This window comes from Paenibacillus sp. VT-400 (genome assembly GCF_001029205.1).
Taxonomy (GTDB): Bacteria; Bacillota; Bacilli; order Paenibacillales; family Paenibacillaceae; genus Paenibacillus; species Paenibacillus amylolyticus.
Genome location: NZ_LELF01000047.1, coordinates 814,675 through 836,563, shown reverse-complemented (window position 1 = coordinate 836,563; position 21,889 = coordinate 814,675). Strand labels below are relative to the sequence as shown.

Genomic DNA, 21,889 nt, shown 5'->3' with positions numbered 1-21,889 from the left:
CTAATATAAAAAAGGCGCCCTCTCAGGCGCCTCTTCGAATATGTTAAATGTCGAGGTTTTTCACGTATTTTGCATTTTCCTGGATAAAGTCACGACGCGGTTCAACGTTATCCCCCATCAGGGTGTCAAACATGGTATCAGCAAGTATGGCATCATTAATCGATACTTGCATCATGGTCCGGCTCTCCGGATCCATCGTTGTTTCCCACAATTGTCCGGCATTCATCTCACCAAGACCTTTGTAACGCTGAACGTTGAATTTCGCATTTTCGCCGAGCGTTGCAATAATTTCATCGCGCTCTCTCTCGGAACCGGCATAACGAATCACTTTGTTACGCTCAATCTTGAACAATGGCGGTTGTGCAATATATACATAACCTGCCTCAATGATTTTACGCATGTACCGATACAGGAATGTTAGCAATAGTGTTCGGATATGAGCACCATCAACGTCGGCATCGGTCATCAAAATGATTTTGTGATAGCGTGCTTTGGCAATATCGAAGTCATCACCAATACCCGTACCCATTGCCGTAATAATTGCTCTAATCTCCGCGTTACCCAAGATCCGGTCGAGACGAGCTTTTTCCACGTTCAAAATCTTACCACGCAGCGGCAGAATCGCTTGGAAATGACGATCCCGACCTTGCTTTGCTGATCCGCCTGCAGAGTCACCTTCGACGATGTACAATTCGCTGATTGAAGCATCCTTGGATGAACAGTCTGCCAGTTTACCTGGAAGTGAGCTTACTTCGAGTGCACCTTTACGACGTGTCAGTTCACGGGCTTTACGGGCAGCTTCACGCGCACGTGCTGCTTGCAGACCTTTTTCCAAAATGCGACGGGATACGGAAGGATTCTCTTCCAGGAACTCCTGAAGTTTCTCGGCAAACAAGGATTCGACAATCCCACGCACTTCGCTGTTGCCCAGCTTGGTCTTTGTCTGTCCTTCAAATTGCGGTTCCGGAATCTTGACCGAAATAATAGCTGTCAAGCCTTCACGCACGTCATCCCCGGAAAGGTTCCCCGTACTGTCCTTGATTACCCCCGCCTTACGGGCGTAGTCATTAATAATCCGCGTAAGGGCACTCTTGAAACCTGATTCATGCGTTCCGCCCTCATGCGTGTTGATATTGTTCGCGAAGGAATAGATATTCTCGGTGTAGTTGTCATTGTATTGCAGGGCAACTTCCACCTGGATGTTATCTCTGGAACCTTCAACGTATATTGGATTTTCATGCAGTACTTCGCGCTTCTGGTTGAGGAAGGAGACGTATTCGATAATGCCGCCTTCATACAGAAATGAGTTGGTTGCACCTGTACGCTCATCCGTCAATGTAAGACCAATACCCTTGTTCAGGAACGCCAGCTCACGAATACGGGCCAGCAAGATGTCATATTCATAAACTCTTGTTTCCGTGAAAATTTCAGGGTCCGGATGGAATCTAACCGTTGTTCCTGTTTCGTCGGTTGTACCGATCACTTTCAGGTCGTACTGTGGAGCTCCACGTCGATATTCCTGTTGATAGATATGTCCCTCACGTTTAACCGTTACAACCACTTTTTCAGAGAGTGCATTCACAACGGACACACCAACACCATGCAAACCACCGGATACTTTATATCCGCCGCCGCCAAATTTTCCCCCTGCATGGAGGACAGTCATAACTACCTCAAGTGCAGGACGTTTCATTTTGGTATGTTCGCCGACAGGAATACCCCGTCCGTTATCGACTACAGTCACGCTATTGTCTTCATGGATACTGACCTCAATGTGGTCGCAGTAACCTGCAAGCGCTTCGTCAATACTGTTGTCCACTACTTCCCAGACCAGATGATGCAGGCCCTTGGAACTGGTGGAACCGATATACATGCCCGGACGCTTCCGTACGGCTTCCAATCCTTCAAGGACCTGAATTTCATTCGCATCATATGACGGTTGATTCATAGACATGCCTTTCACCTACTTCTATAGATTCAATATCGTAAATATGCGTTAACTAATAATTGTTTGCTGAAATAGGCAACGTCCTTCATTTCAGCAGCTATTCAAATTTAAAGACAAGCAGCAAAAGAGACATCTTTTATGCCACACAACGCTAGAGATCCGGAAAAATGTGAGCCCGCTTTTTCAGCGTGGCTGAGGAAATAGGCGAGTAGTACACAATGTTTTTGGTCACCACAATGGACTTGGCTTCCTCTTCCCCGATGTGTTCCACTGTTTTTTCCTGCTCGGCATGCGTGACATACTGCTTGGAGATCTTTGAGGATTTTTCAATCGATATATCAAAAATAGCGACCAATTCGGAAGAACGGATGATCTTCTCACCGCCCAGATGAATGTACATAAGCCCCTCACTCCTTAGCGTTCAACCTGTCCGGCATGAACGTGATAAATACTGGCATCTTTGAGCTTGTCAACGTTCAGGCTCTCGATCCCCGTAGCCGTAATAAAGGTTTGCACCTTGCTCTGGAACGTTTCGATCAGCTGCGTCTGGCGAAAAGGGTCCAGCTCGGACAGAACATCATCCAGCAACAGAACTGGATATTCTCCGATTTCTTCATGAATCAGTTCAATTTCCGCAAGTTTAAGAGACAACGCCGTTGTGCGCTGCTGCCCCTGCGAGCCATATGTTTGTACTTCCCGATCGTTAATGAAAAAGGACAGGTCATCCCGATGCGGCCCACTAAGGGTTGTGCCTCGGCGAATCTCCTGCTCTTTCATTTGTGATAATTTTATCATAAATTGGTCCATTAAGACAGCTTCATCTTCCTCAGCGGCTTCGCTGAAGGAAGGAAGGTAGGCCAGCCGCAAGACTTCTCCGCCTCCGGTGATCCCCTGATGAATCGTTTCTGCCCACTTTTGTAGTTTCTTTATGAATTGTTTCCTTTTTTTGACGATTTTAACACCATGCTCGACCAGTTGTTCGTTCCACACCTCAAGCATGGTCTGGGCCGATGCCCCTTTTCCCCATAACTGCTTAAGCAAATTGTTTCGTTGGACGAGCACTTTTTGGTATTGCTGCAGGTGATACAGGTAACCTGGTGCAACCTGTCCAATCTCCATGTCAAGAAACCGGCGGCGGACCCCCGGTGTGCCTTTTACAATCTCCAGATCCTCCGGCGCAAACATCACAACATTGAGCGCTCCGACAAAATCACTTAACTTGCGCTGCTCCAGGCCGTTAATCTTTGCTTTTTTGCCTTGTTGCGACAAAGATAGTTCAAGCTTGACCGATCCGTACTTTTTGTCGACCTCTGCTGCAAGTCTGGCACGTTCCTCACCGAAACGAATCAGCTCCTTGTCACGAGATGTACGGTGGCTCTTGGTGAGTGCAAGTACAAAAATCGCCTCTGCAAGATTGGTCTTGCCTTGGGCATTTTGCCCGATCAACAAGTTTACGGGACCAAAAGAATCCAGTCTCAGATGTTCATAATTGCGGAAATTCTGCAGATCAATGCTGTTCACAAACACGCGTTAACCTCCCTTTTATCCCGTCCGTCAGGAGGCAGCAGGATCGAACTGGTCTTCTTATTCTGCAGCAACTTCGAATGTGCCTTCTCCGTCCACTTCAACGATATCCCCAGGGTATAACTTACGTCCGCGGCGTTCCTCAGGCTCTTTATTCACACGTACAAGACCTTCCTGAAGCAAAGCTTTGGCCATACCTCCAGTTGGGATGCAATCAGCCAGTTTCAAAAATTGATCAAGCTTAATATATTCCGTACGAATCGTAACTTGGTTCACTATGATCTTCCTTTCGTTAGTTGGTCGTCCGATATGGCAATATCACGTAAAGGCTGTGACTGTCATCCAGCGGTTTCAAGATAATTGGACTCATGACTCCTGTAAAAGCAATCATCAGCTGCTCACTTTCAACAACTTTCAGCACATCCAGCATGTATTTGGAGTTGAACGAGATTTTTAACGGATCTCCTGTAAACTCGGCAGGTTCGATTTCTTCTCTTACTTTACCTAGCTCGGAAGAGCTTGAAGAAATTTCAACGGATCCCGAATCCATCGTTTGCATACGCACGATGTTTGTTTTCTCTTCACGCGACAGCAAATAAGCCCGGTCAATGGATTCACTTAATTTTTTTGTATCTAAAACAAGTTCTGTTTTGTATGACGTTGGAATAATTCTAGAAGTATCCGGATATGTTCCGTCCAAAATACGGGAGTAGAACAATACACGGTCGATTTTGAACAGGACCTGATTATCTGCAACAACGATATCCACAAGGGTATTTTGATCCGGAACAATTTTGCTGAGCTCGTTCAGCGTTTTACCGGAAATGACCACGTTGTTAAAGCGGATACCTTCTGCATTATCCAGCATTGCTGATCGAGTAGCAAGACGGTGACGGTCTGTTGCCACAAATTTCAATTCGTTGTCACCCAAACTCCAGAGTACACCTGTCAGGATTGGAGTAGTCTCATGTGTGGAAATGGAGAAGACCGTTTGTTTGATCATATTTTTCAACAAATCTCCTGGAATGGAGACCGTTTGGTTTTCTTCGATGCTTGGCAATACCGGGAATTCTTCCGGATCAAGACCTACCAGTTGAATCTCGGTAGCACCTGCGGAGATAAAGGTGTTGAAGTTCTCTTTGACTTCCATGTGTACTTCCTGTGATGGCAGCTTCTTGATGATCTCCACGAAAAACTTGGCTGGCAAAACTACACTGCCGGGTTGATCTACCTGAACTACGCTTTTATCCCCATCTTCAAGCGGGATGAAGGATTGAATGGATATATCGGTGTCACTTGCTGTCAACGTTACACCTTGATGATTCACGTCGAATTTGATACCGCTCAGAATCGGAATCGTTGTACGGCTTGAGATCGCTTTGGATACTTGCTGTATGGAATCGTTTAAGTAGTTTTTCATTATGCTGATTTTCATGGTTTCACTCCTAGCTGATTTTTTGGGTGTTGGGGTGTTAAAAGGTGTTTTTCAAAGGCCGAAGGCTAAGCTTCGAAATGGCTATTTTGGAGATGATATCTTTAAGATCTTTTTAGTAATAATAGTAATAGGGGCACTGAATATGTGGATAAGTGGGTATAAACCCGTACACCCAAGCCTATCCACATGTGTATACGTTGTGCATAGGCTTGGGACTTGTTCAGGTTGGATTCTTAATTTTTTCGGTTAAGTTGTTGATAACTTTATAGAGATCCTGATCGTTTTTAATCGCTTGGGAGATCTTTTCGTGAGCATGTATGACAGTGGTGTGATCTCGTCCTCCGAATGCTTCCCCAATTTTGGGCAGAGAAAAGTCTGTCAGTTCACGAGAGAGATACATGGCAATTTGTCTTGGAAAAGCAACTGCCTTGGTCCGTTTCCGTGCTTTGAAATCTTCAAGCTTAAGGCTATAATACTCGCCGACCTTTTGTTGGATGTCATGAATAGTGATCATTTTGGGACGACTGGACGGAATAATATCCTTCAGTGCTTCAGCTGCCAGATGAGTGGTTACATCTTGATTAGTCAGTGAAGAATAAGCAACGACCCGAATCAGGGCGCCTTCCAGTTCACGGATGTTGGTGTCAATCTGGTTGGCAATGTACATCATCGCTTCATTCGGAATATCCAAGTTTTCCGCACGTGCCTTTTTACGCAAAATTGCAATCCTCGTCTCCAAATCTGGAGGCTGGATATCCGTGATTAACCCCCATTCAAAGCGAGAACGAAGCCGTTCTTCCAATGTCGGAATTTCCTTCGGTGGTCTGTCGCTGGAGATGATAATCTGCTTCCGTTCCTCATGCAGCGCATTAAACGTATGGAAAAATTCCTCTTGTGTTGATTCTTTTCCCGCCAAGAACTGAATATCATCAATGAGCAAAATGTCGACGCTCCGGTATTTGTTACGGAAGCTCTCCCCGCGGTTGTCACGGATCGAGTTAATGAATTCGTTCGTGAATTTCTCAGACGACAAATAAACGACTTTGCTGCCCGGATCATGCTCCAGAACATAATGTCCGATCGCATGCATCAAGTGAGTTTTACCGAGACCTACTCCTCCATACAGAAAGAGAGGATTGTAAGCTTTGGCGGGCGCTTCAGCGACCGCCAGCGATGCGGCATGGGCAAAACGGTTGCCCGGCCCGATGACAAATGTATCGAACGTATATTTCGGATTCAGCATGCTGAGTACGGCTTCTTCCTGTACAACTGTAGGCGTTGGCGCCGGCAGTTGAGGGTCCGGTTCAGCAGGCTTGTTCTCTTCGATGACAAATTTCACATCGACTTGCTTGCCAAGCAACTCGTATACCGTCGAGCCAACCAATTTGGTGTAACGGCTCTCCAGCCATTCGACGGCAAACGTGGTTGGTGCGGAAATGACGATTGAACGGTCATTCAGCTTGGTGGCTTTGGTTGCTTTGAACCAGGTGTCAAAGCTGGGTTTGCTGAGTTTGTTTTGTATGATTGATAAAATTTGCTGCCATAAATCAGAAGTATGGCTGTCCACAGACTGTCACTCCTTTTACATGTTCCAAGTGTGGCTTAAGCCATGATGCAGTGTCGAAATACGAGATATATTGTTGAATTTATCCCCAAACCCCCGCAGGTCGAAAACAAAAAAAGTATGAACAACGGAAAATTGTTCACAACTTTATCCACAGGCTGTTGATAATATTATGGGTCAGATCACATATTCACATCCAAAAGTAATACAATCATAGCAAAAGAAACCCCGCATTTCAACGTATCGCGTGATTTTATCCACAAATTCAATAACTTGTGTATAATTTTTAGTCACAACACAATATATTGTTTATAAACTGTTTAATTTTCGACAGAATGACCCAAAAACCAAAAATGTTTTATACACAGGTTATCCGTCAAATGATGCCAAATTGTGTGTAAAAGTATTCTTCGTTTGTGAATAACCTGTCTGTGGATAACCGTGAAGTGAAAACAAAGCATGATTGAGATCGGAAAAAGAGTGACCTCTCACCCTCGTGTTTTTCTTGCCAATGGGGCGATGGTGAAAGCGACGAATTCAGTATCTGGATGGGAGACGGAGAGGGGGAGTAAACTCATGCTTTTAATTGAACAAGATCAGTGGTGTATTTCCTGAGCAGATGGTAATTCTGTGATGGCAATGTATAAGAATAATGGACATAGATGACTTCATTTTGAGACATATGTAATGAGAATTATCAGGATTAAGAGGTAAGCTGTTGCTCGAATATGGAGGTTGAAGTGTATGAATGTATAATATGAAATCAAAGGATAGATTATGCGTGTATAGCAAAAGAGGGTGTCCTCTAAAACCGATTTTTGGTTTTAGAGGACACCCTCTTTTTTTGGTGCAGGGACGAAGTATGGATTGATGATTTAGAGACGGGGAAGGGACATCTTACGCTGGAATTCAGCGATATCTGCGTATTCCTCTTCCAGTTTGCGAGAGATCCGAATAAAGATGGGCAGCAGCTCTTGGTAGAGTACAGCATTCTCTTTGACAGGGGTATGTCGATGCGTTGTACCGACCATGGAAGAAACGGCATGAAGCGATTGGATCCGCCCTGTAGCGTACAAACCAAGCACGACGGCACCCAGACAGGAACTTTCGAAGCTCTCGGGCACAACCACTTCCTGATTGAAGATATCAGACATCATCTGGCGCCAGAGAGGAGAGCGTGCAAACCCACCGGTGGCTTGAATGGAGGTTGGTTGCCCAATCTGTTCTTCCATGGCGAGCAGTACCGTATATAGGTTGAAAATAACCCCTTCCAGGACAGCACGAATCATATGCTCTTTCTGGTGATGGAGTGTTAAGCCAAAAAAGGAGCCACGGGCATCCGGATTCCATAAAGGGGCACGTTCGCCCGAAAGGTACGGATGGAACAGAAGCCCTTCCGATCCCGGCCGGACACGTTCGGCAATTTTGGTCAGTACATCATAGGAATTGATGCCAAGTCGTTTCGCTGTCTCCACTTCAGACGCGGCGAATTCATCCCGCACCCAACGAAACAGCATGCCACCGTTATTCACAGGTCCACCAATGACCCAAAGATTCTCTGTGAGGGCATAACAGAAGGTTCGACCTTTGGGATCGGTAACCGGACGGTCCACGACAGTGCGAATGGCCCCGCTGGTTCCGATGGTTGCTGCGACAACACCAGGTTCAATGGCGTTTACGCCGAGATTGGATAAAACCCCATCACTTGCGCCAATAACAAAGGGCGTGGAGGGGGAGAGAGCCATTTTTTCAGCCGATTCGTGATTCATTCCTTCTAATATATGTGTTGTAGGTACAAGCTTCGAGAGATGGTCGGGTGTAATTCCTGCAACCTCAAGGGCCTCTGCGTCCCAGTCCAGTTGTTCCAGATTGAGCAAACCTGTGCAGGAAGCGATGGAATGGTCGACGACATATTGTCCGAATAGACGGAAGAACAGATATTCTTTAATCGAAATAAATTTGGCGGTACTCTCAAAAAGTTCAGGTTCATCGTGGCGCAGCCACATTAATTTGGTCAGCGGTGACATGGGATGGATCGGTGTACCTGTGCGCAGATAAATGCGATGGCCCAATCCATTCTCTTGCAGCTTGGCAGACCAAGCTGCACTTCGATTATCCGCCCAGGTGATGCAATGGGTTAAGGGTTTATTATCCTGTCCCATGGCAATGACACTATGCATAGCCGAGCTACAGGATACAAACAGGATCTGCTCGGCAGCAACACCACTCTGATCCATAACTCCTCGCACAGAGCGGAGGGCTGCTTGCACAATCTCTTCAGGGTCCTGCTCGGCAACATCGGGTGCCGGGGTATACAAAGGGTATTCCTGCGTTGAGGTACTGACGACAGAGCCTTGCTCGGTAAATAATACGGATTTGGTACTGGTGGTACCAATATCGATCCCAATCATATAGTTGTTCATGTATTTAATCCTTCTTTCTCCAGAAAGCGATGAGATTTTAATTTCTTTCTACTATAGATACTCCATTTATACCACTGTACTCAGGAGTAAAATAAAGATCAGTCCCACTACAGATAATAGTGTTTCCATAACGGTCCACGTTTTCAATGTCTGGGAAACGCTCATATTAAAGAATTCTTTGATCATCCAGAATCCTGCATCGTTTACATGAGACAAGATGAGTGACCCCGCACCTGTGGCGAGTACAACCAGCTCAATATTGGCCCCTGGTGTGAGTGCAAGCACTGGAGCGACAATACCGGCGGCTGTTGTCATGGCTACGGTTGCTGAACCGGTAGCTACACGAATGAGCCCAGCGACAAGCCAGGCAAACAGGATCACGTTGATGTTGGCATGGGTAGCGACTTCAGCAATCGCGTTACCTACACCACTATTGATCAATACCTGTTTGAAGGCACCACCTCCACCAATAATGAGAATGATGGTCGCCGTAGGCGCCAGACACTCACTGGTGAAACGGGAAATATCGTGTTTGGTGAATCCACGTGCAAAGCCGAGTGAAAAGAGGGCAAATACAACTGAAATGAGCAAAGCAATGATCTCATGACCGATAAATTCACTGAAAACGGTGAAACCGCTCGTGGCATTTGGGTCAATGATGCTTGCTATGGAACCAATCAGCATCAAAATAACCGGCAGCAATATGGTAAACAGGGTAATACCAAACCCAGGCATGTTGCTGTTTGTTTTGGTTGCGAATTGTTCAGCCAGTTCTGCTGGCGGTTCGGTGTGTATTCTTTTTCCAATAAATTTACCAAACAAAGGACCTGCAATAATCGCTGTAGGAATACCAACAATAAGAGAGTACAAAATGGTTTTACCCAGATCCGCGCTGAAGGCTTCAATCGCTATCATTGGCGCTGGATGGGGTGGAACCAAACCGTGTACAGTCGACAGACCTGCCAATATGGGAATACCAATCTGCAGCAATGACATGTTGGTTTTACGTGCAACCGTGAAAATGATAGGGATCATCAAAATCACGCCGACTTCGAAGAAAACGGGAATACCCACGATAAATCCAACGATCATCATGGCCCAGTGCACACGTTTCACACCGAACCGATCAACCAATGTAGTTGCAATGCGCTCGGCACCGCCAGATTCGGCCATCATCTTACCAAGCATTGTACCGAGAGCAATAACAATTGCGATGGTTCCAAGTGTGCCGCCAAGTCCCCCGGTAATGGAAGAGATCACATCAGCAGGTTTCATGCCTGTAAGCAAACCGAGCATTAATGCGGACAACAGCAGGGTGATAAAGGGATTCCATTTATACTTGGAGATCAAAACGATCAGAAAAACGATCGCAATTAACGTCCAAACCAATAATGTTGCGTTGTGGGATAGTCCAAAAAGAGTGCTCATGATGTTGTGTGCTCCTTTATTTCTGATATAGAACGCTTACAAGTAAAATGATCGTCAACAATTAATTGTGTACCAGTACTACAGAAGGTGTTGGCGAAAAATGTAGTTTTATCATGCCCAAATTTGAAACAAAATCGCATTTTGTATACTTGTCGACAAGTTAAGCCGCAATCATTCACGACGGATATGATTGCAAACACCTGCACCCATTAGGAATCAAAGCTTTCGTGCAGGGTTTTGCCAGAATCTTGGAAATACGTGCGGACTCCAGCCTGAATGAGCATCTTGTCACCTGATTCAAGTGCTTCAACAAGCAAAAGGTGTTTCTCAATTACAGCGCTTACTTTCTGCTCGCCTTGAACAAATACTCTGCGCGTTGTGAGCAGCATAACGGTCATCACAACATATCGAATACTCTTCCATAGATGTGAAATACGGGAATGCTGAGCAGCTTCAATGATGGTCTCGTGGAAAACGAGATCCTGATAGGCGAATTCGACGGCGTCCTGATGTCGTCCAGCAAGTTGCATTTTGTCGATCACGTTACGCAGCTGGGTGATTAATGATTCTGGGACATCACCAGCAAGTCGCTGCTGCACAAAACTTTCAATCAGGAAACGGACATCATACAATTCTTCGACATCCTTGATTCGTAGTCCAATGACAACGACACCCATACGTTCAAGTCGAATAAGTCCTTCATTGGACAATGTTCGTAACGCTTCACGAACAGGTGAACGACTGCTGTCAAAATCAGCCGCAATTCGATTTTCCGACAAAATCTCTCCAGGTCGAAGGGTACCGCTGATGATCCGCAGCCTTAATTCGCAGGCAATGGCTTCACCACGGGAAGCCCCTTGAAGCCAGGAAGAAGGAAATAACATATGGCTAACGCTCCTATTAATAAGTAATTAGTTCATTACTGATCATAGCATAACTATTTTGCAGACTGGACATTCAGTTCAATCCATAGTCTGTAGCTACAAGCTAACGGTTAATGTTTTTTTCAAAGGACTACTTGTATACAAGATGTGATTTTTATCCTACACCTTTCTCAAAAGCTTGTAAACCTTAATTGAAGCGGATACAACCGGATTAGAATATGACGATATTAATAGCCTATAATCATTATCCACATGTGAATAACTTTAAACAGGATGAAATGAAGGAGATAACAGGTATTGGAGGGTGTGGATAACTATAAAAGCTGAAATAGGGTGATATGATCAGGGTCTGGGGATAACTTTCAGGACTCTCTTCGGGGCTTGAAATTGGTATTAAAGTGAACGGACTGTGGTCATTACTATGGGTGGGATGAAGAGTGTATATAAAAGAGGGAGAAGCCTTGCGCCTTGCAGTTGACTTTTCCAGGTGATCATGGTTAAATATATAAAGGTGTTTTCTGTGAAGATGAAAGTGATTCATCACATAAGTATTTCCTTGTGAGGAGGTGCAATACATTGAGACCTACATTCAAACCGAACGTTAGCAAACGTAAAAAAGTTCATGGTTTCCGGAAAAGAATGAGCACGAGCAACGGCCGTAAAATTTTGGCCGCACGTCGCCTTAAAGGCCGTAAAAACCTGAGTGCTTAATGCATTGAAGACCACCGAGGTGGTCTTTTTTTTCTTAATTAGCTCAAATCAGACTGGATGCTGCTACAGATCAGGTCTGAATGGTCTGCGAAAAAGTGCTGAACACACACGAATGTATGTTGAGTGAGTTTTCCATTTTTCGAAAACTTACCTTATATAATGATGAATCGTTGATAGGTTTAAATGGCCAATCAACATTCATCCCGGATGAATGCGGATCAGTTCAAGTAGCTGATTAACAATCATCCCAAATGAAGTTGTCGCCAAGGCGGTTTACCGTCATTCAAGAAAGCCTATACTAAATCAGTAATGAGGCCTCCGTCAATAACATTGGTGGAGAAGAGCAAGGAGAAGCGCCGTGTATAAAAGACTGCGTCTACGAAACCGGGCGGACTTTAGTCGCGTATACCGGTATGGGAAATCGTTTGCCAATCATCAATTCGTGGTGTATGGCTGTCGCCGTAAAGATACGGAACAATTTCGGGTCGGCGTATCATGCAGCAAGAAAATCGGAAACGCTGTCGTACGCAACCGGATGAGACGCATGATCAAGGAAATTGTTCGTCATCATGAGCATGAAATCGTCACGCAGATGGATCTGATTTTTATCGTCAGAAAAGGTGCACTGGACATGCCCTATAAGGAAATGGAAAAAAGCCTGCTACATGCGATGCGAAAGGGCTCTCTTTTGAAGTCGAGCAAGCGGTAAGCTTCGGTTTATTTGTCCTCCTAATTATGGTATGATTTTACGATGGAATGGAATGGTTAAGAGAGGGGTTATGAAGTGTCGCGATTGAAGACATCAAAGGGGAAGTGGATTCTCCTCATTGCAGTCATTGCAATGGTCACTGTACTCGCCGGATGTACTCCACAAGGAGCTGGGGTTACTACGGAAGATCTGAAGAATAGTGGCTCATTCTGGCAAAGCAATGTTGTGTACTGGTTCTCACTGGCGCTGGATACATTCGCCAACTGGTTTAACGGTGAATATGGACTGGCCGTCCTCGTGATGGTGCTTATTGTACGGACATTGATTTTACCACTAACAATGAAACAAGTCCGTAGCTCCAAAGCTATGCAGGCGATTCAGCCGCAGCTGAAGGAGATTCAAGCCAAGTTTAAAGATACACCTGAGAAAGTTCAGCAAGAAACAATGAAGTTGTTCCAGGAGAACAAAGTTAATCCGATGGCCGGTTGTCTGCCACTTATCATTCAGATGCCGATTTACATCGCACTTTATAACTCAATTTACGGAAACTCCAGTCTGAGAACGCATGATTTCTTGTGGCTCCAGCTCGGATCACCCGATCACCTGTTTATTTTGCCAGTGCTGGCTGCCATCACAACATTCATTCAAACATGGATGATGATGCGTATGAACCCTGCACAGCAAGTGGGTCCGATGCAGTTTATGCTGTGGGTGTACCCGATTTTGATCTTCGTGATGTCTTATCAGTTCCCGTCAGCACTTCCGCTGTACTGGTTCTACAGTAACATCTACACGATCGTGCAAAACTATTTCCTTTACCGGAATAATGATAAAATCGTGGCTGAGGTCAACGTGAAGCAGAATAGCTCTTCCAAAAATGGAGCTAAACGCAAAAACGGTGGCAAAGCGACCGTCTCTGGAAAAGGGTCGAAAGGGGCCAAAAAATCGAAATGACCAAAGTCATTACGTCAGGAAAAACCGTTGAAGATGCTGTAAACCAAGGATTGACCGAGCTTGGCGTAAGTCGGGACAAGGTCGAGATACAAGTGTTAGAGCAGCCGTCAAAAGGATTCCTGGGTTTGTTCGGGGTGAGGGCGGCCAAAGTTGAAGTGAAATTATTGCCTGTACCTGAAGTTGTTCCACAGCCGATCAAGCCAGCTGCATACAAATCTGAAGCGGATGCATTACTCGAGGATGTTGCAGCTAAAAATCCCTATGAAGAAGCGGCTGCTTTCTTGAAAGAGGTCGCAGCAGGTATGGGACTGGATGTTGAAGTGCATATCAAAAAACAGCGGGATGGACATATCTTCAATATTGCCGGCGAAGATCTGGGCATGATTATTGGTAGACGTGGACAGACACTGGATGCGCTTCAGTATCTAACGAACATTGTAGCGAACCGATATTCGGAAAGCTTCGTTCGAATTGTGCTCGACGCGGAGAATTTCCGTCAACGTCGGCGGAAGACACTGGAGGATCTGGCTGAACGGTTGGCTGGACAAGCAATCCGTACCGGTAAGGAAGTTGTACTGGAACCAATGCCTCCGCTCGAACGAAAAGTCATCCATGCAAAACTGCAAAATCACCCGCAGATTAAGACGTTAAGTAAGGGCGAGGAGCCTAATCGGCGTGTGGTTATTACGACGAAATAACACGAAATTGAAGACGCAATGGCTTCCTGCCCGGTGCAGAAGCCATTGCTTTTTTCGTACAGAAGCAATTTGATAAGGTGCGTAGAACAAGTAAAGAGTGAACTTAATACGATAAGCAGCATGTCATATGATATATCATTAATAGATTTGAAAATGGATATGGCGTCCCCAGAGGGACGGCAATTTAAAATAGAGCAAGGAGAGATAACTATGATCAGTGATACGATCACAGCGATATCAACGGCTGTCGGAGAGGCGGGTATCGCCGTGATCCGGGTCAGCGGCCCGGAAGCAGTGTCGGAGACGGAAAAGATTTTTCGCAGCAAAACCCCTTTAACTCAGGCAGCATCTCACACGGTTCATTATGGTCATATCATAGATCCCGTTAATGGGGAAAAGATTGAGGAAGTATTGGTTACGGTCATGCGAGCACCACGCTCGTTCACAACAGAAGATGTGGTGGAGATCAGTGCGCATGGCGGTGTAGTGTCTGTTAAACGGGTCATGGACCTGTTGTTGCAGCTTGATATTCGTCTGGCTGAACCCGGTGAGTTCACGAAGCGTGCGTTCCTCAATGGGCGGATTGATCTGTCTCAGGCTGAAGGTGTCATGGATCTTATTCGTTCCAAGTCGGACCGAGCTTTCTCGGTTGCATTGAAACAGGTTGAAGGCAAACTGTCTTCCAAGTTGCGTGATCTACGATATACATTGGTGGAAACACTGGCTCATATTGAAGTAAATATCGATTATCCCGAGCATGATGTGGAGTCGTTAACGTCTGATTTTATTAAAGAAAAGTCCAGTCAGGTTATGACTGAAATTGATAAATTGCTGACTACAGCAGAGCAAGGTAAGATCCTGCGAGAAGGTATCACGACGGCTATTGTTGGACGACCTAACGTAGGTAAATCCTCATTAATGAATACACTTGCGCAAGACAACCGGGCCATCGTCACGGACATTCCAGGAACAACTCGTGATGTGATCGAGGAGTTCATTACGATCAATAATATCCCACTGAAATTGCTGGATACGGCAGGAATCCGGGAAACAATGGACGTTGTAGAGAAGATTGGGGTAGAACGCTCTCGTTCTGCGGTAAGTGAAGCCGATCTGATCTTGATGGTTGTGAATGCTGCGGAGCCACTTCATCCCGATGAGATTGAATTATTGGAACAAATCCGCGGTAGACAATCGATAATCATTATGAATAAAATGGACTTAACGCCACAGGTAGAACGTGACGTGCTGCTTCGTTACATTCCGGAAGAACGGCTTGTACCGATGTCGGTGAAAGATGATCTGGGTGTGGATCGACTGGAAGATGCCATCTCTACGCTATTCTTCAGTGGTAAACTGGAGTCAGCAGACCTGACCTATGTCAGCAATGTGCGTCATATTGCTTTGCTCAAAAAAGCGAAGCAGTCTCTGGTTGATGCCTATGAAGCAGCAGAGCAGTTCATTCCGATCGATATGATACAGATTGATGTTCGTTTGGCGTGGGAGCATTTGGGCGAGATTGTTGGAGATACAGCACATGATGCATTAATTGATCAGATTTTCTCCCAGTTCTGTCTAGGAAAGTAAAAATAATATACTGCCGATTGAGTTAAATCGTAGTGTATGATGGAGAGGTACAATTTCTGCCTGTTGTCAAAGGATAGAATGATATTGTAGCCATTACGTGTTGGTTTCATATAGATAGGAATGCAAGTTCCGATGAACGGTTAGAAGTAGTTTCATTATTGTAGAACATGATCCGTCTGCGTGAGTTACACCAAATGCAGCGGAATAAGGAGGTAAACGGGAATGGCTTTTGATGGCGGCAGTTATGATGTAATCGTCGTTGGTGCAGGGCATGCTGGTGTGGAATCCGCGCTGGCTGCAGCTCGTATGGGGTCCAAAACACTAATGATTACGATCAATCTGGATATGGTGGCTTTTATGCCTTGTAACCCATCTATTGGGGGACCGGCTAAAGGACATGTTGTCCGTGAGATTGATGCACTTGGTGGAGAAATGGGACGGAATATCGATAAAACCTTTATTCAGATGCGGATGCTTAACACGGGTAAAGGGCCTGCTGTTCACGCGCTTCGTGCTCAGGCAGATAAATTCTCCTACCAGCATAAAATGAAGGAAACGATGGAGAATGAACGTAATCTGACGATGCGTCAGGGGATGGTTGATTCACTGATCGTTGAAGATGGAAAATGTGTAGGCGTTGTGACTCAGACCGGAACAGAGTATCGGGCTAAAGCGGTCGTTCTGACAACAGGCACATACTTGCGCGGTAAAGTAATTATGGGCGAGTTGATGTATGAGAGTGGACCGAACAATCAACAACCCTCTCTTAAATTGTCAGAGAATCTGCGTGAATTGGGCTTTGATCTGGTTCGTTTCAAAACGGGTACACCACCACGTGTGCATAAGGATACGATTGATTTTAGCAAAACCGAAATTCAGCCTGGTGATGACAAGCCGAAGTTCTTTTCCTATGAAACAGAATCTTCCGATAATGAGCAGTTGCCTTGCTGGTTGACGTATACATCTGTGGATACACATCAGATTATTAATGATAATCTGCATCGTGCTCCGATGTTCTCGGGGCTTATTGAAGGAACCGGACCACGTTATTGCCCTTCCATTGAAGATAAAATTGTTCGTTTCAGCGACAAGCCGAAACATCAGATATTCCTTGAGCCGGAAGGCAAGAACACATCCGAGTATTACGTACAGGGGTTGTCTACGAGTATGCCAGAAGACGTTCAACTGGCTATGCTGCGTTCCATTCCAGGTATGGAAAAAGTGGAAATGATGCGTAATGGTTATGCGATTGAATACGATGCGATGGTGCCTACACAATTGTGGCCATCACTGGAAACTAAACGTCTACCAGGTCTGTTTACGGCGGGTCAGATTAATGGTACCTCTGGCTATGAAGAAGCAGCAGGACAAGGTGTTATGGCTGGAATCAACGCTGCACTCAAAGTACAGGGGAAAGAGCCGGTAATACTGGATCGTTCCCAAGGTTATATTGGCGTGCTGATTGATGATCTGGTGACAAAGGGTACAAATGAACCGTATCGTCTGTTGACTTCACGCGCTGAGTATCGTCTGTTGCTTCGCCATGATAATGCAGATATGCGTTTGACGGAAATCGGACATGACATTGGCCTGATCCCTGAAGAGCGTTATGCGAAATTCCTGGATAAAAAGGCGAAAGTCGAGCAGGAAGTTGCACGTCTGAAAGTGGCTAAAGCTCGCCCGGTTGAAGTGAATGCCAAGCTGGAAGAGTATGGATCTACACCTATTCAGGATGGCAGTACGTTGCTTACCTTGCTGCGTCGCCCGGAGCTGGGGTATGAACTGATTGAACAGCTCTCACCATCTGAGGTAGAACTGACAGCAGATATGAAAGAACAAGTGGAAATACAAATTAAATATGCGGGTTATATTGAGAAACAATTGATCCACGTGGAACGTTTGCAAAAGATGGAGAAAAAGAAAATTCCGGACACTATCGTATATGATGAGATTCATGGTCTTGCTATGGAAGCCAAACAGAAGCTCGCTACGATTCGTCCAATCTCGATTGGTCAGGCTTCTCGTATTGCTGGAGTTACTCCTGCCGACATCTCCATTCTGCTGGTCTACCTGGAGCATTATAACCGTGTAACCGCAGCAAGGGGACAATAATGGACGATATTCAACAGCAACTGCAGCGGCGCTTAAAGAAACATGGATTAGAGCTGGGCGAACTCCAGTTGGAGCAATTCGAACTGTATTATCAGGAACTGGTATCCTGGAATGAAAAGATGAATCTGACGGGCATAACGGATCGGGAGCAAGTGTATACAAAACATTTCTATGATTCGGTATCGCTGGCTTTTTATACTGACATGACCAAAGTGAATAAGCTTGCTGACATTGGATCAGGAGCGGGTTTTCCGGGATTGCCACTGAAGATCTGTTTCCCGCATATTAAGCTTACGATCATTGATTCATTAAATAAACGTATTGGCTTTCTACAGCATGTGGTAGATATCCTTGGTCTGACTGATGTGGAATTGGTCCATGGACGTGCTGAAGAGATTGGACGCAAAGAAGGGTATCGTGACAGCTACGATCTCGTTACGGCGCGTGCAGTAGCCAAGCTGGCTGTGCTGAATGAATTCTGTCTTCCTTTTGTTCGTAAAAGTGGAATATTCGCTGCCATGAAGGGCGGAGACCCGCGTGAAGAAATGAAGGAAGCGGAGTTCAGCTTCAACCAGCTGAAAGGACGGGTTAAGGCCGTTCATCCTTTCCAGCTGCCGGTTGAAGAATCAGAGCGTCATATTATTCTGATTCAGAAATTTGATAAGACACCATATAAGTATCCGCGCAAACCAGGTACTCCAATGAAGACTCCGCTGATATAGTTGCGTGATGGTTTTGAAGTGAGTTAAAACGAAATAGAATTTTAGACATGGATAAAGAGGATGTTTCACGTGAAACATTCTCTTTTTTTTGTTTTCTGAAATGGAGGACTGGATCAACATTACAGATACTTCGTATTACATATCTTTTAAAGAACCTGTAATGATGAATTTCACGCACAGTAACTCATGAACAATTTCATTAATTGAATGTGTGCAAGTCGTCATATTTCCAATATTCACAAAGAAAAAGCAGGAAAATTAGCAGAGTTTAAAGAATAGGTAAGCATAGGATTATGATAGAAAAGATGATAGAATAGAAGTATCCGATCCTGGGTCACAGCGATCATAGATTATATGTATAGATAGATGGATATGCGTTCGATGTTGCATGACAGAAAGCGTTATGAAAGGCAAAACTTATTCCAAGAACGATGCATGTGAAAGGTCGCTTATTGAATAAGAAGCACCTGCAAAGACTGTGGGAGCTATTACGAAACTAGGTGGTAATCTGCGGAATGAAAGAACAATTTTCGAAGTTGTTTGGTTTGGCGGAGCGCAATAACGGAGATGAGATCAAACAGATTCCGGTTAATGAAATTGTGAGCAGCCCATATCAACCCCGTACTATTTTTGATGATGATAAAATTGATGAGTTGTTGCAAACGATCAAAACACATGGTGTAATTCAGCCTATTGTCGTTCGCGTGCGAAATGGATCATATGAGATTATTGCCGGGGAACGTCGCTGGCGTGCAGTTCGAAAATTGGGTTTGGATACGATTCCGGCTATTGTGCGTGAATTCAACGACTCTCAGGCCGCATCCATTGCACTGATTGAGAACTTGCAGCGTGAAGGATTGACTTCCATTGAGGAAGCTGTCGCTTATCAGAAGCTGATCGACTTGCATCAATTGACACAGGAAAGTCTGGCACAACGACTCGGTAAAAGCCAGTCAACCATCGCGAACAAAATTCGGTTGTTACAGCTCCCGGACGGCATTAAGGCCGCATTGATGGAACGCAAAATTTCTGAACGGCATGCAAGAGCATTACTTTCTCTGGATACGGAAGAACTGCAGATGAAGTTGCTCGGTGAGATTATCGAAAAAGAATTGAATGTGAAACAGACAGAGGCACGTGTTGCCTTCTACAAGGAATCTTCCAAGATTAAAAAATCTAGACGTGTTTCCTTTACCAAGGATGTAAGGCTCGCACTTAATACAATTCGCCAATCCATTGATATGGTAACTGGCTCTGGTCTGGACATCAAAACCAAAGAAGCAGACCACGAGGATCATTATGAGATCGTTATCCATATTCCAAAACGCAAATAATTGAAGCTTATGGCGGCAATGGGCCGCTTTTTATGTCTATAAAGCAAGTTAGGTCTGACATTTTTAAAGAACGGTCGGTATATTGATGGAACGGTAGTTGTTGTTTGTGTGGACGATAGCCGCCTGCTTTTTGTTAACAATATCTCACAACCTACAGAAAAGACTCCTATTTTATTTGAGGTGAAGTAATTGTCTAAGATTATGGCCGTAGCAAATCAAAAGGGCGGTGTGGGGAAAACGACGACATCTGTTAACTTGGGTGCAGGACTGGCTTCACTCGGGAAAAGAGTATTGCTTGTCGATATTGACCCTCAGGGGAATACAACCAGCGGAGTCGGAATCAATAAAGCAGATGTGGCTAATTGTATATATGATGTCATTATTAATGAGGTTCCTCCTCAAGAAGCGATTTTGGAGACTCAGATTGAAGGCCTTCATATCATACCTGCAACGATTCAGCTTGCCGGAGCCGAGATCGAATTGGTGTCCACGATATCACGGGAAGTTCGCCTGAAAAAATCACTCGCCATGGTGAAAAAAAACTATGATTACATACTGATCGATTGTCCACCTTCTCTTGGTATGTTAACGATCAATTCGTTGACTGCTTCCGATTCGGTGATCATTCCGATTCAGTGTGAGTATTATGCACTTGAAGGATTAAGTCAGTTGCTCAATACAGTTCGTCTGGTACAGAAACATCTGAATACATCCCTGCAGATTGAAGGGGTATTGCTGACGATGTTTGATGCGCGGACCAATCTGGGGATTCAGGTTATTGAAGAAGTGAAAAAGTATTTTCAACAAAAAGTATATCAAACGATTATTCCGCGTAACGTACGGCTTAGTGAAGCACCATCTCATGGTCAATCCATTATCACGTATGACCCTCGTTCAAGAGGGGCGGAAGTGTATTTAGAGCTCGCAAAGGAAGTGATTTCTTATGAGTAAGCGGCTTGGAAAAGGTCTTGATGCCCTCATTCCTTCGCTTTCAATTAATGACGATGATAAAGTCGTAGAAATCCCGATTAGTCAACTGCGGGCTAACCCCTATCAACCACGTAAAGTATTTGATGAGGGCGCAATACATGAACTGGCTGAGTCCATTCGTCAGCATGGTGTCATACAACCCATTATTGTTCGTCCTGTATTACGAGGTTATGAGATTATCGCCGGAGAACGACGGTTCAGAGCTTCGCAATATTGTGGCAATGCCACGGTACCGGCTGTAGTCCGCAACTTCAGTGATCAGCAGGTAATGGAGATTGCGTTGATCGAGAACCTGCAACGGGAGAATCTGAACGCCATGGAAGTTGCAGTTGCTTATCAGGGGTTAATGGATCAATTCGCGTTGACTCAGGAAGAGTTGTCTGTAAAAGTAGGTAAATCACGTTCTCACATTGCTAACTTCTTGCGTCTGTTATCATTGCCCGAAGAAGTAAAAGACCATGTTTCACGTGGAACATTATCTATGGGACATGCACGTGCGATCGTTGGTGTGAAAGACGAGGTTGTGGTGAAGCAACTTGCCAAACAAACTATTGATCAGCAATGGAGTGTACGTGAGTTGGAGGAAGCTGTTCAACAATTGGATCGCTCCAAAACAGGTGAAGCTAAAGCCAAATCGAAGTTAAAAAAGAAAGATCCATTCATTGATACATTGGAAGAATCTCTTCGTGAACGTTTCAAAACCACAGTGAAAATCAAGCACAATAAAGATAAAGGTAAAATTGAGCTCAACTACTACAGTCAACAGGATCTGGAACGGCTATTGGAATTGTTACAATAACAGTCGGGTCTAAGATTCATTAACAACATGCGGGGCTTACTCATGTCATGACATATCGCCTCTGTAC

General features: G+C 44.9%; 19 protein-coding genes. 10 read left to right on the top strand and 9 right to left on the bottom strand.

Going from position 1 to position 21,889, the window contains the following annotated elements; genetic code table 11:
• Positions 1–43: 43 nt before the first annotated feature.
• The 9 genes from gyrB to EL84_RS05915 all read right to left on the bottom strand — a co-directional run bounded on the left by gyrB (position 44) and on the right by EL84_RS05915 (position 11,206).
• Positions 44–1,954 (bottom strand): DNA topoisomerase (ATP-hydrolyzing) subunit B, encoded by a 1,911-nt coding sequence (gene gyrB / locus EL84_RS05955; RefSeq protein ID WP_047841032.1) that lies wholly within the window; start codon positions 1,952–1,954, stop codon positions 44–46.
• 145 nt (positions 1,955–2,099) lie between these two features.
• Entirely contained in the window at positions 2,100–2,348 is a 249-nt protein-coding gene (remB, locus tag EL84_RS05950) for an extracellular matrix regulator RemB (RefSeq protein ID WP_017691405.1), read from the bottom strand.
• A gap of 14 nt (positions 2,349–2,362) precedes the next feature.
• Positions 2,363–3,475, bottom strand: coding sequence for a DNA replication/repair protein RecF (gene recF, locus EL84_RS05945; protein ID WP_017691406.1), 1,113 nt, complete (start codon positions 3,473–3,475; stop codon positions 2,363–2,365).
• 57 nt (positions 3,476–3,532) lie between these two features.
• The gene (yaaA, locus tag EL84_RS05940) at positions 3,533–3,748 is read right to left on the bottom strand and encodes a S4 domain-containing protein YaaA (RefSeq protein WP_036611994.1); all 216 of its coding nucleotides are present in this window, start codon (positions 3,746–3,748) and stop codon (positions 3,533–3,535) included.
• 16 nt (positions 3,749–3,764) lie between these two features.
• A complete protein-coding gene (gene dnaN, locus EL84_RS05935; RefSeq protein WP_017691408.1) occupies positions 3,765–4,907 on the bottom strand; it encodes a DNA polymerase III subunit beta in 1,143 nt (380 codons plus the stop codon).
• 220 nt (positions 4,908–5,127) lie between these two features.
• Complete coding sequence (gene dnaA, locus EL84_RS05930; protein WP_036611990.1) at positions 5,128–6,474, bottom strand: chromosomal replication initiator protein DnaA; 1,347 nt, start codon at positions 6,472–6,474, stop codon at positions 5,128–5,130.
• A gap of 872 nt (positions 6,475–7,346) precedes the next feature.
• On the bottom strand, positions 7,347–8,894 hold the full coding sequence (gntK, locus tag EL84_RS05925) for a gluconokinase (protein WP_047841031.1): 1,548 nt from the start codon (positions 8,892–8,894) through the stop codon (positions 7,347–7,349).
• A 66-nt stretch (positions 8,895–8,960) separates the two neighbouring features.
• The gene (locus EL84_RS05920; RefSeq protein WP_036671886.1) at positions 8,961–10,322 is read right to left on the bottom strand and encodes a gluconate:H+ symporter; all 1,362 of its coding nucleotides are present in this window, start codon (positions 10,320–10,322) and stop codon (positions 8,961–8,963) included.
• Positions 10,323–10,531: 209 nt separating this feature from the next.
• Positions 10,532–11,206, bottom strand: a complete 675-nt coding sequence (locus tag EL84_RS05915; RefSeq protein ID WP_036611983.1) for a GntR family transcriptional regulator — start codon at positions 11,204–11,206, stop codon at positions 10,532–10,534.
• 576 nt (positions 11,207–11,782) lie between these two features.
• Between EL84_RS05915 and rpmH the strand changes: the two genes are divergently transcribed.
• The 10 genes from rpmH (at position 11,783) to EL84_RS05865 (ending at position 21,822) form a co-directional block, all read left to right on the top strand.
• Positions 11,783–11,917, top strand: a complete 135-nt coding sequence (gene rpmH / locus EL84_RS05910; protein WP_017691413.1) for a 50S ribosomal protein L34 — start codon at positions 11,783–11,785, stop codon at positions 11,915–11,917.
• A gap of 358 nt (positions 11,918–12,275) precedes the next feature.
• Entirely contained in the window at positions 12,276–12,626 is a 351-nt protein-coding gene (gene rnpA / locus EL84_RS05905) for a ribonuclease P protein component (protein WP_036611981.1), read from the top strand.
• A gap of 75 nt (positions 12,627–12,701) precedes the next feature.
• Complete coding sequence (locus EL84_RS05900; RefSeq protein WP_036671883.1) at positions 12,702–13,580, top strand: YidC/Oxa1 family membrane protein insertase; 879 nt, start codon at positions 12,702–12,704, stop codon at positions 13,578–13,580.
• On the top strand, positions 13,577–14,278 hold the full coding sequence (gene jag, locus EL84_RS05895; protein WP_047841030.1) for an RNA-binding cell elongation regulator Jag/EloR: 702 nt from the start codon (positions 13,577–13,579) through the stop codon (positions 14,276–14,278). The genes EL84_RS05900 and jag overlap by 4 nt, the downstream gene beginning before the upstream one ends.
• 210 nt (positions 14,279–14,488) lie before the next feature.
• Positions 14,489–15,865, top strand: coding sequence for a tRNA uridine-5-carboxymethylaminomethyl(34) synthesis GTPase MnmE (mnmE, locus tag EL84_RS05890; RefSeq protein ID WP_036671881.1), 1,377 nt, complete (start codon positions 14,489–14,491; stop codon positions 15,863–15,865).
• Between the two features lie 222 nt (positions 15,866–16,087).
• The gene (gene mnmG / locus EL84_RS05885) at positions 16,088–17,977 is read left to right on the top strand and encodes a tRNA uridine-5-carboxymethylaminomethyl(34) synthesis enzyme MnmG (protein ID WP_036611972.1); all 1,890 of its coding nucleotides are present in this window, start codon (positions 16,088–16,090) and stop codon (positions 17,975–17,977) included.
• Positions 17,977–18,699, top strand: coding sequence for a 16S rRNA (guanine(527)-N(7))-methyltransferase RsmG (gene rsmG, locus EL84_RS05880; protein WP_036611970.1), 723 nt, complete (start codon positions 17,977–17,979; stop codon positions 18,697–18,699). Before mnmG ends, rsmG begins: the two co-directional genes overlap by 1 nt.
• A gap of 515 nt (positions 18,700–19,214) precedes the next feature.
• Positions 19,215–20,033, top strand: a complete 819-nt coding sequence (gene noc, locus EL84_RS05875; RefSeq protein WP_036611968.1) for a nucleoid occlusion protein — start codon at positions 19,215–19,217, stop codon at positions 20,031–20,033.
• A gap of 189 nt (positions 20,034–20,222) precedes the next feature.
• A complete protein-coding gene (locus tag EL84_RS05870; protein ID WP_036611966.1) occupies positions 20,223–20,984 on the top strand; it encodes a ParA family protein in 762 nt (253 codons plus the stop codon).
• Positions 20,977–21,822, top strand: a complete 846-nt coding sequence (locus EL84_RS05865; protein WP_017691423.1) for a ParB/RepB/Spo0J family partition protein — start codon at positions 20,977–20,979, stop codon at positions 21,820–21,822. The genes EL84_RS05870 and EL84_RS05865 overlap by 8 nt, the downstream gene beginning before the upstream one ends.
• Positions 21,823–21,889: the final 67 nt, after the last annotated feature.